12 protein-coding genes and 1 pseudogene are annotated in these 12,661 nt (G+C 61.4%); 10 read left to right on the forward strand and 3 right to left on the reverse strand.

The features are described 5' to 3' along the window. Positions 1-306: 306 nt before the first annotated feature. The 7 genes from VSR68_RS40295 to VSR68_RS40325 all read left to right on the forward strand — a co-directional run bounded on the left by VSR68_RS40295 (position 307) and on the right by VSR68_RS40325 (position 7,410). Positions 307-2,112, forward strand: a complete 1,806-nt coding sequence (locus tag VSR68_RS40295; RefSeq protein WP_342945037.1) for a type IV secretory system conjugative DNA transfer family protein — start codon at positions 307-309, stop codon at positions 2,110-2,112. Beyond that, positions 2,109-3,779: an LPD7 domain-containing protein gene (locus VSR68_RS40300; protein ID WP_342945038.1), complete on the forward strand. Its 1,671-nt coding sequence runs from the start codon at positions 2,109-2,111 to the stop codon at positions 3,777-3,779. Before VSR68_RS40295 ends, VSR68_RS40300 begins: the two co-directional genes overlap by 4 nt. 70 nt (positions 3,780-3,849) lie before the next feature. Further along, the gene (stbB, locus tag VSR68_RS40305; protein WP_342945039.1) at positions 3,850-4,560 is read left to right on the forward strand and encodes a StbB family protein; all 711 of its coding nucleotides are present in this window, start codon (positions 3,850-3,852) and stop codon (positions 4,558-4,560) included. A gap of 44 nt (positions 4,561-4,604) precedes the next feature. Next, entirely contained in the window at positions 4,605-5,009 is a 405-nt protein-coding gene (locus VSR68_RS40310) for a hypothetical protein (protein ID WP_342945040.1), read from the forward strand. Positions 5,010-5,019: 10 nt separating this feature from the next. Further along, positions 5,020-5,346 (forward strand): TrbM/KikA/MpfK family conjugal transfer protein, encoded by a 327-nt coding sequence (locus tag VSR68_RS40315; protein ID WP_342945041.1) that lies wholly within the window; start codon positions 5,020-5,022, stop codon positions 5,344-5,346. 329 nt (positions 5,347-5,675) lie between these two features. Beyond that, positions 5,676-6,026, forward strand: coding sequence for a hypothetical protein (locus tag VSR68_RS40320; RefSeq protein WP_342945042.1), 351 nt, complete (start codon positions 5,676-5,678; stop codon positions 6,024-6,026). Between the two features lie 7 nt (positions 6,027-6,033). After that, on the forward strand, positions 6,034-7,410 hold the full coding sequence (locus VSR68_RS40325; RefSeq protein WP_342945043.1) for a hypothetical protein: 1,377 nt from the start codon (positions 6,034-6,036) through the stop codon (positions 7,408-7,410). 185 nt (positions 7,411-7,595) lie between these two features. Here the strand turns inward: VSR68_RS40325 and VSR68_RS40330 are convergent, their stop codons facing one another. Further along, a complete protein-coding gene (locus VSR68_RS40330; RefSeq protein ID WP_342945044.1) occupies positions 7,596-8,477 on the reverse strand; it encodes a hypothetical protein in 882 nt (293 codons plus the stop codon). A 74-nt stretch (positions 8,478-8,551) separates the two neighbouring features. Continuing rightward, complete coding sequence (locus tag VSR68_RS40335; protein WP_015004636.1) at positions 8,552-9,019, reverse strand: hypothetical protein; 468 nt, start codon at positions 9,017-9,019, stop codon at positions 8,552-8,554. 176 nt (positions 9,020-9,195) lie between these two features. On the opposite strand from VSR68_RS40335, the gene VSR68_RS40340 reads away from it, so the two are divergent. The 3 genes from VSR68_RS40340 to VSR68_RS40350 all read left to right on the forward strand — a co-directional run bounded on the left by VSR68_RS40340 (position 9,196) and on the right by VSR68_RS40350 (position 11,553). After that, complete coding sequence (locus VSR68_RS40340) at positions 9,196-9,633, forward strand: hypothetical protein (protein ID WP_342945045.1); 438 nt, start codon at positions 9,196-9,198, stop codon at positions 9,631-9,633. Between the two features lie 60 nt (positions 9,634-9,693). Beyond that, positions 9,694-9,873: a hypothetical protein gene (locus VSR68_RS40345; RefSeq protein WP_342945046.1), complete on the forward strand. Its 180-nt coding sequence runs from the start codon at positions 9,694-9,696 to the stop codon at positions 9,871-9,873. A gap of 528 nt (positions 9,874-10,401) precedes the next feature. Beyond that, positions 10,402-11,553, forward strand: coding sequence for a PDDEXK nuclease domain-containing protein (locus VSR68_RS40350; protein WP_342945047.1), 1,152 nt, complete (start codon positions 10,402-10,404; stop codon positions 11,551-11,553). Between the two features lie 542 nt (positions 11,554-12,095). Here the strand turns inward: VSR68_RS40350 and VSR68_RS40355 are convergent. Continuing rightward, a pseudogene (locus VSR68_RS40355) lies at positions 12,096-12,440 on the reverse strand (MarR family transcriptional regulator); the annotation flags it as partial. Between the last annotated feature and the right edge of the window lie 221 nt (positions 12,441-12,661).

Raw genomic sequence — 12,661 nt, forward strand, 5'->3', positions numbered from 1 at the left:
ATACTTCACCCGTGGCCGGAGCAACGCTTTGCCGTCAAGCACCCGAGGTAGGAGCCGTATGCCTGAATTGGGCACGTACGGATCTGTGCAGGGGGTGTCCAGCAATGGAGATTCCTACTGCGATCAGCCAGATTCGACTCTCGCTATGCCAACACGGTCTGGTATGACCGTTTTGCCAGTGCTGCGTCGCCTGTCTGCACCTGTGGGCCCAGCGCAGCGTGAGGCGCATTGGAATGTGGATCTTCATGCATGCCGTGTGGCTGCGAGCCCGCTTGTTTTCCTCACGCTATCCACGAGGTAAACGCCATGTCACACACGTATCCACCATTCATCGTTGGCAAATTCAAGGGCGAGTACCTGAAGTATCGCGGCCAGGACTTCCTCATGCTCGCCGCCGGCACACGCTCGGGCAAAGGCGTTTCGATGGTGATCCCGAATCTTCTCACCTATCCCGATTCGGTCGTCGTCGAGGACATCAAGGAAGAGAACTTCATGTACACGTCCGGCTACCGCAGGAAGTGCGGCCACGAGGTCTACCTGTGGTCACCGTTTTCCGAAAACGGCCGCTCGCACGCATACAACCCGCTCGAGTACATCGCTGGCCGACCGGCTTATACGCGCGTGGGTGACGTGATGACGATCGGCGAGCATCTGTATCCGTCGAATGTCGACGCGCGCCTGAGGTACTGGAATGACAACGCCCGCAACCTGTTCATCGGGATCGTGCTGTACCTCCTTGAAACGCCATCGCTGCCGTGCACGTTCGGCGAAGTGTTGCGGCAGGCCTCCGGCAAGGGCCGCGCGATTCGCGAGCATGTCTCGTCGATCGTCAGTACGCGCGCGAATGCCACCGACACGCTGCCTGCCCTGAGCTTCGAGTGTCTGGACGCGCTCAACCGCTTTCTGTCGCAGTCGAAGGAAGCGTTTGCGAATATTGTGTCGACGATGACGGCGCCGCTAAACGTGTTCAGCAATCCCGTCGTCGATGCGGCGACGAGCCGTTCTGATTTTCATCTGGGCGACGTACGAAAGGAGCGCATATCCATCTATGTTGGTATCAAGCCGGGAGACCTGAAGGCGGGCGCGCTGCTCGTCAATCTCTTCTTCTCACAGCTGATCGACCTGAACACGCGTGAGCAGCCTGCCGAGAATCCGGAGCTCAAGTATCAGTGCGCGCTGATGATGGATGAGTTTGCGGCACCGGGAAAGATCGACATCATCGATACGGCCAACGCGTTCATCGCCGGCTTCAATCTGCGGCTCATGCTGATTTTCCACGGCATGTCGCAACTTGAGGATCCGAAGCTGTATGGCCGCCACGGTGCGGAAACGCTGGCGATCAACTGCAAGATGCGCAGCCTCTTCGCGCCGCGCACGCTGAAGGACTCGGAAGAGTATTCGAAGATGCTGGGCACGTTCACGCATCTGTCGCGCTCTCGCAGCCGCAGCCGCGGCCGCAACGCGTCCACCAGTACGAACGAGACCGAGCACGGCCGGCCGCTGATGCTGCCGCAGGAACTGCGGGCCCTGTCCAGCCGCAAGCAGATCATCACCATCGACGGTTGCGAACCGATCCTGTGCGACAAGGCGTACTTCTACGAGGATGCCGAGCTCGTCGACCGCCTGGTCCAGCAGAGTCCCTACCTGCTGGGGGTGATGGCCAGTCTCGAAAAGACCAACCGTCGCCGTGCATGGTTCGGGTTCGGACCGAAGTTCCCGAACGAGGAGCAGATGAAGCACGCCGCGTTTGTTGCGCGCGAACTCAGTGCGCCCGTGCCGCAGATTGATGTCGAGCAGTGGTGGCACTCGCAGAATGCCGCGCGTCGCGCCCAGGTTGAGCCTGCAGCGGGCGCGGCAGAGACAGCCGGGGTGCGCGATGTCCGCGAACATGAAATTGGCGTGCTCTGCGCCGGGCACTTCACCAACCGCGGCAGTATCCGCGCCGCGCTATGCCGGCTGATGCCGTACCTGAGCGAGGTGCTGCCCGATGGGGCCGCTTCGGCACGGGCGGACACAGCCAGTTCACAAGCCACGTTGCAGACCGGTTCGCACTCCGATTCGCCAGCCGCCCCGCAACCTGATCAGCAGCCTGAACAAGGAGTTGTCGCATGAACGAGATCGAATTTCCAGCCGACCAGATTGATCACCACGAGCGCAGCGCGGCCAACGCTGACGATGCTTCGGCCATCCGCGCGCGCACCACGCCGCCTGCGAACGAACCGGAAGAAGCGGCTGTACCGCGCCATCCGGAAACGCCCGTCGACAGCACGACCGAAGAGCGCCTGAAGAAGATCCGCGCCGCTGATCGCGAGCGGGCTGGGCGGCTGCTCAGTCCCAGTGCATCGAGCGATGCGCAGAGCGCCGAGGGGGTGAAAACGGCTAAAGGCACTGGGCGGCTGATCGGCAGGAAAGACGGGCCGACGCAGAACAGCATCCGTGCGAAACCGATCTTCGAGAAAACCGGCTACGACGTACCGAAATCTGTCAGCAACCAGTATGTTGCGCATGACGGGAAGTTTCTGGATCGCAAGAGTGAGACGGTGCATTTCGAGGACACCGGCCGCACGCTCGCGACGGCGAGCGAGGACCGTAGCGTGATCACGCACATGGTGGAAGTCGCGAAGGCGAAGAACTGGAGCGAGCTGCAGCTCAAGGGCACGGAGGAATTCCGCCGGCGGGCATGGATTGCGGCCGAACTCGCTGGCGTACCAGCGCGCGGCTTCAGGCCGAAGGAACTGGATCGCGCGATGTTGACGGCTGCGCGCGAAGCCATGCGCATCAGCGCCGGCGAGCAGGCTGGCGATGCGAACGGTCCACGCATCAACACAGTCGAGACCGCGGCAGGCGCCAGGCCCGACGTTGCCGGCCCCGAAAAGCCCGTGCGGCGTCCGGCGGCCCGCTCAGTCGCAGGCCCGATCGCTGACGCGCCGGCGGCGCAGCGAACGCAGCGGTCCGGCCGCGCGAGCCCCAGCCCGCGGGCGGCGCCGCCGTCCTCCTCGCTCGAGCAGCCGGCAGCCGGTGTGACCGCGGGCGTGCTCGTTGCGCACGGGCCGGCACCATTCAACCACGACGCCAAACAGAACCCGAGCTATTACGCGACCGTGCGCACCGTGAACGGCGAACGCACGGTGTGGGGCCTGGACCTCGAACGCGCGATCAGTGACGCCGGTGTGCAGGTCGGCCAGCAGGTCGAGCTCGAAAAAGGCGGCAGCAGGACGGTCACGTCCCAGCAGCGGCAGTTCGACGTGCAGGGCAACGAGATCGCGCCAAAGACTGTCACGAGCAGCCGTAACGAATGGCTGGTTTCCTCGCCGGACATGCCGGGCCTGCCTACTCGTGAGCAGCGTGAGGCGCTTGCTAGCGCACGCCGCGAAGGCGACGAGCGGCGGCGGATCAACGAAGCGCGCGAACGCTTCCTGAACGGCAACTGGCAGTACTCAAAGGAACAGCGAGCGGCGCTCGACGCGGCGCGAGAGCGCATCAAGGAACAGGCCGCGCGAGAGGTCCTGCGCGATGGGATCAGGGGGTTGCCCGAGCAGCAGCAGGAGAAGGTCATGGGGGAGTTCGAGAGCGCCGTGGCCGAGGCGCGAGCAGCAAACCGGCCGCTGGACGTGCCGATGCCGCAGGTCAGCGAGGCGACGATCGAGGCCGTGCGTGAACAGATCGAGCGTGAACAGCGCGGGCTCTCCCAGTCTGCACAGCAGCCAGCTCATGAGACCTCCGGGCACCCATCACAGGAAACGGGTCCCGAAGCACCGCCGCTTGAACTCGAGCCGTAGTTGAACCCGTCTGCCGCGCGGCCGCGGTGATGCGATCACATCCCTATTAACCGGTAAGGAACATTGCACCATGAAGATTGCCGTCATCAATTTCTCGGGCAACGTTGGCAAGAGTACCGTTGCACACCATCTGCTTGCACCGCGTCTGCCCGGCGCTGAAGTGATCCCGATCGAATCAATCAATTCGGATGACCGCGAAAAGGAAGGCGCGTTGCGTGGGTCGCAGTTCGATGAGCTGCAGGACGAACTGATGACGCTGCAAAACGCCGTCGTCGATGTGGGCGCATCGAATGTCGAAGATTTTGTAGGTCTGATGCGACGCTATGACGGGTCCCATGAAGACTTCGATCTCTTCATCGTGCCGGCCGTACCGACCGCCAAGCAGCAGGTCGACACGATCGCAACGCTGCGTGCGCTTTCTGATCTGGGCGTGCACGCGTCAAAGATCCGGCTGGTCATGAATATGGTTGACCGCAAACAGGACCTCAACCGGGGCTTCGCGAGGCTGTTCGAGTTCCACTCGCGCAGCGACGTTTTTTCGATGCATCGCGACGCCGTTATCTACGAGAACCCGATCTTCGAAAAGATCAAGGGTTTCGACAGATCGATCATCGAAATCCGCGATGATCCGCGCGACTACGTCGCGCTCAACGCAGAGGCGATGGAGAACGGGGCATCGGAAGCCGAAAAAGCGCACATTCGACAGATGGTCGCACTGAAACGCCTGGCGAGCCGGGTTACAACAGAACTGGATGATGTGTTCAAGGTGTTGGTGCGCTGATGGGCGCGTCAGATGACTCGATCCGCGAGGAACTGATCGGCGAAGTGCTGGGCGAGCTGTCCCGCCTGCGTCGCGACGTGAAAGAGCTGACACAATTGCTCCAGGCGAGCGGCAAACAGTTCAAGGATGACGGCGAACTGACGCTGCTGCGCTTTACGTCGCGTTACGAGCGGTTCCTCAAGGACTTTAACGTCTCAACCACCGGCGTGCTCGCCGAGGCAGGCCGTTTCGCCGAGGCGCGTGATCAGCTGCTCGGCGAGCTCGCGCTGCGCGAGTACGACCAGGCAAGCGGGCGCGTGCGGGGCCAGCTGCGTGACGTGCTGCGCGAAGAGAATTACTGCCGCGGTATCGGTCGCCTCGAACTGGCGATATGGGTCGTCTGTGCAGCGCTTGGCTCGGCCGCGCTCTCGGTCGGTGCGATCACGGCACTGCATCTGATCCGCACATAGGAGTCGTTCCATGCCATCCAAAATCTCTTGTGTGGTCGCGGTGGCGGTATGCACCGCGCTCACAGGCGTCACACCGGCGCGGGCTGACGATGACAACCAGAGCGCGTGCGGGGCAGTGCTCTGCCTTGGCGGACTGATGCAGGGCGGCGATGGTGGTCGAGACTGCAGCCGGTACGAGGCGAACTACTTTTCCATCGTGCGTTATCACCACGGCCATTTCGATCTGAGCGGCACGTCGAGCGCGCGCGGCGATTTCCTTAACCAGTGCCGTTCGGCTGGAAGCGACCAGAAGCGCTCGATAAACGCGAAGTACGGCGCCGTCGAGAACGGCCCGTGAATCATGTCTTTCAGGGGCCGGCGAATGGCCTGCCTCCGGGCAGCACTGCTTTTTATCCGCCGGCGTCATTTTCATACAGGCGGATGTGTGTGCAATAGTAGCCGGTCGAATCGACCGTCGTCGGGAAAGCCGCGGTGGATATGATCATGTAGCCGGCATGAGCAGTTCGGCGCATCCGACTGAGCAGGCACCGGGCCGTCGAACCGCAATGAAGCGTCATGCCCGCAGCTGACGGCGGGAGCCACGTTGTGCGCTGTGCAAGCCACGCATCGGGTGACGGGACCGTGGCGACGGCAGTACACTGCCAACGCTGTTTCAGGGGGAATACGATGAAACTCACTTCTGCAAAACTGATTCAGACCATGGAGTTGGGTCGCGTGTACCAGGCGGGGGAACTGGCCCGTCGATTCGATACATCGTCGGCGCAGATCAACGACATGCTTTGCACCCTCGTGGAAGAAGGCCTTGTGCGTATGAGCAGCCACTCATCACGCATCATTCGCTTCGAGCGCCTGTCGCTCGCGCCCCGGCCACCATCTACAGTCGCAACGGACGTGGGCACATCGACAACTGTAGCGACGCCACCCATCACCCGCCAGATGCATGGCTCGTTGCGGGGTTATGAGGCGTCGCTGGCGAGCGTGCGCAGTCTCGCAATGCTCGCGCGGCCTTCGCGCTGAACGCATCATGCATCTTGTCGAGCGCGATCACCCCGATACGGTCAGGCGGTACCTGAGCGCTGAAGAAGCCGTAGCCGTCCGCCGCTTCTGCGGCGAGGGACAGGAAGTGCGGCCTGAGGACGTGAGGCTCGTGGAAGCGGTGCTTGAGGAGATGCACGACGGGCGACACGTGCGTCTCTGGCTCGAGTGCGACTGCGTCGGCGCAGGGGCTAGCCGGCCGCGACTGACCGCCCGGGTGCGCGAGGAGGGGCCGCGTCATTTCGTACGCATGCATCAGTACGGCGAACACCGCTGCGCGCTGGCGTTGTTCCGGCAGACGCCGGAATCGGAAAACGTCGGACTGGACGATGATCGCGCGCGGCCAGGCCAGCACCATGCGTTCAGACCGGTGAGCGATGCGCTTGACTACCTGGATAATCTGCATGAAGGCGCGGCGCGACCGGGCGGCTCGAGCGGATCAAATGGCGCCTTTGGCGAGAGCGGCCGTCGCCTGCCCCGCCTCGGACGCATCCTGCACACGCTTCTTGAGGATGCGGACTTTGCACGGCTGCACGTCGACGCGTTGCAAGAAAAGTCCAGATCGTGGGAGCGGTTCGAGGCATACGCAGCCGGTCAGGCGCTGAGCCCGGAGCTGACGCTCTCACAGATACTGTATTTCAAGCCGTGGATCCCTCTCAACGAGAAGATGAGGGAGGTCGACGCCCTGGCATGGCCGGAAAAGAAGGCCCGCAGTGCGCTCCTGCTGTTCGTTGCCGACGAGATTCGCGCAGGCGGTGCAATTAAGAAAACCAGCATGGGTGGGTGTGTGGTGCGCCCCGAAAATGGTATCCGCGCCGGCGGCCGCGATCAGCGTCTGACGCAGCCCCCGTACTGGGTACTGACCGTGGTTGACCGCGATCGCGACGGCAACGCGCGCTTTCGCGAAGCCTTCGCGCAGCATGCGCATTCGTTTGCGCGACCGGTACCACTGGACAGTCGGTATGAGCGCATCACCCTGAAATTGCTGTTCCGTCTCATGGAATGGGTTAAAAAGCACGGCGTCGAGGTGACGCTTTCGAAACCGCTCTTTGACCGCGAGGTGAGGCAGATCGACAAGCCGAGCCTGTGGTGCCGACCCGACTTCGAGCTGACGTTCCGATCGGCGGGAGCCGTCGGTGTCGCGCCCCGGTTGCATCGCCTCGTCATCGAGACGATGGGTGCCGATGATCCTGACTACCTCGCACGCAAATCGCGCACGCACGAAATCATGGAGCGCCGCGGCATCCTGATCGAGCATCAGGTTGCCGACGACGATACGCAGCAGGAGCGCGACGACGCGTTTTTCCGCAAGGTCGCTGCAAAGGTCCTGTATCTCGCTGGCGTGCCACAGGCGAAGTCTGACTGACTATCCTGCTTCACTATAAGCACCCTGAAATTTCACGGCGCATCGTTCCGCGCCTTGCACGCGCGCCCGCAGGTCATCCATTCGGATGTGTCGAGATACCGAAACCGGATGGCGGTGGAGTGCGCAAGCTCGGCATCCATATCGCACAACGGGATCAACCGTGACAGGCTGCTGACAATGGCGAGTCAGCGACCCTCAATCGGAGCGCACCGCTTGAGGATGCGCTGCCAGCCATTTCGGGCTCGTATAGCCTCATCAAGAATGCCGAGATATTCGTCGTGATCCACCCGATCATCCGGTGGAAGCGAGGTTTCGGCGTGCTGCTCGAGTGCGTCCCGCCGCTGCCTGGTGCCTGTAGCCATGGCGGTGATCCGGAAGTAGGCTTCACAGGCATACGCAAAGGTTTCGCGCCTTTTGTAATCGACGTTTACAAGGTATTTGCCGTGACGGCTCCCGTTTAGGCCGACCGTGGTTCGCTTGCAATTGTGGAAGACGTGGGCCGCCTCATGCACGACGAAATCTGCGAACGGATCGGTTTCTTCAAAGTAGCGCATGGAGACGTAGCAAGTGGTTTCCTCGCTGAGCCCCACGATATGGTCCGCCTGCTCCGAAAAAGCAGGTACGCCCACGCTGCGTAGGTAAAGGTTTGCCAGATTCCAGGCTGTTGACAGCCACTGTTGATCCATGAGGACTGCGGCAATGTTCTGGGGCGTGAGGAAAACGACGCCGCGAGCCAGTGTATCCAGAATAATGGCGCGCTCGCCAGTGCGAAACAGTCCACAAACCATGGGTGAAAGCTTGTCGCGAGCCCACGCATGCAAGTCGTCCGGCACGGCCACCCGTCTGTCGCAGCCGTTTGACCGGCGACGGGTCTCTTCCGCGAGTGCGATTCGCAGGCGTCGACTCGCATTTTGTGCAACTTCAACATAGTTCTCGCCGGGCCAGCCTGCGAAGCTGCTGTCGTACTCACCGCTGCAAACGTAGCGCTGCGCTTCAGTCTCGAGCCACTGTGGTGTGCCGATTGTCGGCTGATCATATCCGCGTTCTGCCGGGTCCGACGTATTCATAGATTTCGCGCCCGGCATTTGTGAATAAACTCTGTGGTGTTGGCGCGAGGTTCAGCGACGCCGATGGACCGCAATCAGGCCCGCTTCCTGTTTATCTCGGCGAATGACTCGCCAGCCCGGAATCTTTCCAGTTTTTCGCTTGCATTCGCGATCGCGGCTAGCGGCGCACGGCGTAGCTGGCCGTCATAGGTTGCGAGGATTGTCGCAAACTCTTCAAATCCCTCGTCGTCGAGCAACCAGGTCCCGGTATCCCGCCCCCGATCAAATGCGGCCGACAAGACCTGTTCGGCGCGTTGCATCTGTTCGAACGTGGCGCAGCCATATCCCACCTCAGCGAGCAGCCCCGTCACAATCATTACTTGGCAAAGCGTCTGCGCAGCGCTGACATTGCCCTGTCCGCGTCGCATTGCGTCGAGTGCGATATGAACCTGCAGCGAGAGTTTGTCCGCTTCTGCGCGCGGCAGGGGCAACAGGAGCGTTTTCGAATGGCGTGCGCGGGCGGCCTGCGGATTTCGGGAAAACGGGATAGTTCTGGCCATCATCAGATAGGGGTCGATGCGAACACAATTTCAGCGTTGCCACGTATACCACAGTTTTCCCCCAGTGCATCCGCAGGGATCCGCGAATATATGGGCGGTGGTCTTCGAGGGCGATAGCGTATGCGGGTGTCAGCAATCTCACCAGATCAACGCGGTTTTCAAGGCCGTGGTGCATTGAGATGGGCGCCGCGGACGACGCGATCCGTGAAGAACTGATCGGCGCGGTGCTGGGCGAGCTGTCGCTTCTACGCCGCGACGTCAAGCAGCTTTCCCAACTGCTTGAGGCGAGCGGCAAGCAGTTCAGGGATGACGGCGAGCTGACCGTGCTGCGATTCGCCGCGCGCTCCGAGCAGTTCCTCGAGAAGTTTTCCGAATCAACGGCTGACGTGCTTGCCAAGGCAGCCAGTTTTGACGAGGCCCGCGACCAGCTGCTCGGCGAGATCTCGCTACGGCATTACGACGAAGCCAACGGCCGCAGCCGTGAGTTGCTTCGCGAGGAGCAGCAGCGCGTAGGCAGGATCGGTCACACGGAGTTCGCCGTCTGGTCCGTGTGCACTGCGATCGGCGCCGCGCTGCTCTCTGGTGCGATCGCAGCACTTCATCTCTTCGGCGCATAGGGTGAATGGATTGAAACGACAGATGAGGGCGCTCGTGCTGACGTGCACGGCCATGATTCCATGCATGGTGGCGACGTCACCGGCGCGCGTGAGTGCCGCCAGTATGAGGCGAAGTACTTTTCGATCGTCCGCTACCACCACGGCCACTTCGATCTGAGCGGTACGTCCAGCGCGCGCCGCGACTTCCTGAACGAATGCCGCTCCGTGGATAGCGACCAGAAATGTGCCGTGAACTCGTAGTACGGCGCGATGAAGAAGGATCCGTAAAGCTGTCACGGTCTGAACTGCCTTCTCGGGGACACCAGTTCGGTGCGGAGCTAAAGAGGAGCATCTCGCATCAACCTTTGGGCCCGGGGATAACGCCGATGCAGATCGGCAGACCAGAAGCCGGGTAATGGTCAACGTCTCACTGAGCATCAGCAGAGCGATCGCAAACAACGGCGACAGCTCGACGGATCCGCGCATGTCGAAGAGCGAGAACGGCAGGGTCTGGTTTTTATGCGGATAGCCGCACAGAACTAGACGGCGCCGATCGATCGGTGTTCATGCAAGACACCGACGCGCGAGCACGCAGCCGGCGACTTCTGAGGATCCAACCGTTCTCCGTACGCGGTCCATCCCTTGAGCGCCATGCGAGGCGGTGACAGACAGTAGTCCATCGATACGTCCAGCTAACCGTTCGTTCGCCGGCGGCCTGGCGGCCGGAGAAACGGCCATAGCTGGACTCAGGTATCCTTCTATCGAAGAGATTCGTGGAACCAAGAAGCAATGACAGATGTGATTCTGCCCGAAGGCGACTACCGCAACACACTCAGTGATGTTGTCGCGCTGCTTGAGGAGGGTCGGCGGGCTGCGGCACGGAGCGTCAATGCACTGATGACGGCGACGTACTGGATGGTTGGCCGTCGGATCGTCGAATCGGAGCAAGGTGGACAGGAACGTGCGGGATATGGGCAGGCACTCCTGCAGCACCTGTCGGCGGACCTGACCAGACAGTTTGGGCGGGGCTTCGGCGCGGACAATCTGGAATTGATGCGCCTGTTCTACCAGAGCTATCCGGCGGGCGACATTTCCGAATCAGTGATTCGGAAATCCCGGACCCGGGCGTCCAGGGCAAATTCCGAATCGCTGGTTCGGAATTTTTCGCTCCAGCAACTCGCAGAGCGCTTCCCGCTGTCGTGGACGCATTACGTGCGGCTGATGCGGCGGACGCGTTCGCCCGAAGAGCGGGCGTTCTACGAAGCGGAAGCGCTGCGCGGCGGCTGGAGCGTGAGGCAGCTCGAACGTCAGATTAGCAGCCAGTTCTACACGCGCACACTGATGTCCAAAGATAAGCGCGCCATGCTCGAGAAGGGCACCGTCGCGAAACCCGGTGACACGGTAACTCCTGAAGAAGCGATCAAGGATCCGTATGTCCTGGAGTTCCTTGACCTGAAGGACGAGTATTCCGAAAGCGATCTTGAAGAGGCGCTCATCCACCGGCTGGAGGACTTCCTGCTTGAGCTGGGCGGCGACTTCACATTCGTCGGGCGGCAGCGAAGGTTGCGCATCGGTGACAGCTGGTTTCGCGTGGATCTGCTCTTTTTCCACAGGCGTCTGCGATGTCTGGTGATCATCGATCTCAAACTGACCGAGCTGAACCATGCTGACGTTGGGCAGATGCATATGTACTGCAACTACGCGAAGGAACACTGGACGCTGCCCGGCGAAAATCCGCCGGTCGGCCTGATCCTTTGCGCGAGGACCAATGCAGCGATCGCACGCTATGCACTCGACGGACTGCCCAACAAGGTGCTTGCGGCGGAGTATCACACCGTACTTCCAGACGAACAATTGCTCGCGGACGAATTGGCGAAAACCCGTCGCGAATGGGAAGCGCAACATCCCATCCTGCCGGACAGTGATTGCGTGCGCGACTGAGTAGCCGGAATCCAGTCCCCGTATGTTCGCCAGCCGTCGTCGGACAGGGGAGACTCCGCCCGGCGGCGCAAGCGCTTGACATAAATAGCTGTGACCGGTCCACCGTAAGCGTTCGAGATAGGGGACGAGAGGGACAACACGCCCAAGACAGACCACGGTCCTCTGACCGGTCGGAACCGTCCGCCCACGCCCGGCGTAGAATCGCATGTCCCCGCAGACCGGCGGACGTGAGGCAGGAGAATCGGTACCACACGACCGTGCGCACGCACACAAGTCCAACCAAGCCGGGTTGAGGGGCGAGCAGACAGTGAGCCCGGACATCGCAACCATTTCCATCAGGAATTCAGAGTACTGGTGACGGCTGTCGGTGCTCCATTCCGACGGTCAACGATAGGCGGGCGTTCAGGCTGCGCCGTTGAGGCAGTTGTTTTCAGCCGCCATCGCGCGCCAGACGCCTGTGTCCAGCCACCAACGTCGATCCCGGGCACCAAAAGAACGGCCGATACACCAGCGCGCATGCCACCGGCGGTCGGTCTGCTGGCTCAGCCTTGCTGGGCGAAGATCTTCCAGGTCTTTTTCTGCGTGGCGGCGTCGGCCGTTTCGTGCACCGGGCAGTCCAGACGGAGATCAGTGTCCGCCATCGACAGATCAAGCAACATGCAGTGACGCGGCGTTTTCTTCGGGTTTCTGCTCGGATCGAGATGCGTGCAGGTCACACACATCCGGTGCGGCGGAATATGGCCTTGCACTTCAAGCTGGCGTACGGTCTTCAGCAGCGTGCGATAAAAGAGCGACTGCTCTTCATCACGCAGCGTGCCGACTGCCTTCGCGAGGAAGTCTGGCCATTGCGTGGCGCGCCTGGCCGCAGTGCGTCCCTTTGCCGTCAGCGTAGACAGTATTGAAAGTGACTCCGTTGCGCTAATAATTCTGTCACCCATTGGAAGGCTGGAGTAAAGGGATAAATCTCTCCTCTCAAGGACTGGGCACTGCATGTTGAACCTGTTTTTTGGCCATCGTGACGATGCGAAGCTTGGTGACGCGCCCGGTTTCTCGTCTGTATGGTCGCGGAACTGATTCGCACCAGTCACCCATCGGGATCAAGGTGAAC

The sequence above is a fragment of the Paraburkholderia phymatum genome (assembly GCF_038900715.1).
GTDB lineage: Bacteria > Pseudomonadota > Gammaproteobacteria > Burkholderiales > Burkholderiaceae > Paraburkholderia > Paraburkholderia phymatum_A.

What these genes read in the sequence shown, in the direction of transcription:
- VSR68_RS40330 (WP_342945044.1), bottom strand. Translation starts at nt 8,477, where the DNA reads ATGAATACGTCGGACCCGGCAGAACGCGGATATGATCAGCCGACAATC.
- VSR68_RS40300 (WP_342945038.1), top strand. Translation starts at nt 2,109, where the DNA reads ATGAACGAGATCGAATTTCCAGCCGACCAGATTGATCACCACGAGCGC.
- VSR68_RS40345 (WP_342945046.1), top strand. Translation starts at nt 9,694, where the DNA reads ATGCATGGTGGCGACGTCACCGGCGCGCGTGAGTGCCGCCAGTATGAG.
- stbB (WP_342945039.1), top strand. Translation starts at nt 3,850, where the DNA reads ATGAAGATTGCCGTCATCAATTTCTCGGGCAACGTTGGCAAGAGTACC.
- VSR68_RS40335 (WP_015004636.1), bottom strand. Translation starts at nt 9,019, where the DNA reads ATGATGGCCAGAACTATCCCGTTTTCCCGAAATCCGCAGGCCGCCCGC.
- VSR68_RS40295 (WP_342945037.1), top strand. Translation starts at nt 307, where the DNA reads ATGTCACACACGTATCCACCATTCATCGTTGGCAAATTCAAGGGCGAG.
- VSR68_RS40340 (WP_342945045.1), top strand. Translation starts at nt 9,196, where the DNA reads ATGGGCGCCGCGGACGACGCGATCCGTGAAGAACTGATCGGCGCGGTG.
- VSR68_RS40315 (WP_342945041.1), top strand. Translation starts at nt 5,020, where the DNA reads ATGCCATCCAAAATCTCTTGTGTGGTCGCGGTGGCGGTATGCACCGCG.
- VSR68_RS40350 (WP_342945047.1), top strand. Translation starts at nt 10,402, where the DNA reads ATGACAGATGTGATTCTGCCCGAAGGCGACTACCGCAACACACTCAGT.
- VSR68_RS40320 (WP_342945042.1), top strand. Translation starts at nt 5,676, where the DNA reads ATGAAACTCACTTCTGCAAAACTGATTCAGACCATGGAGTTGGGTCGC.
- VSR68_RS40325 (WP_342945043.1), top strand. Translation starts at nt 6,034, where the DNA reads ATGCATCTTGTCGAGCGCGATCACCCCGATACGGTCAGGCGGTACCTG.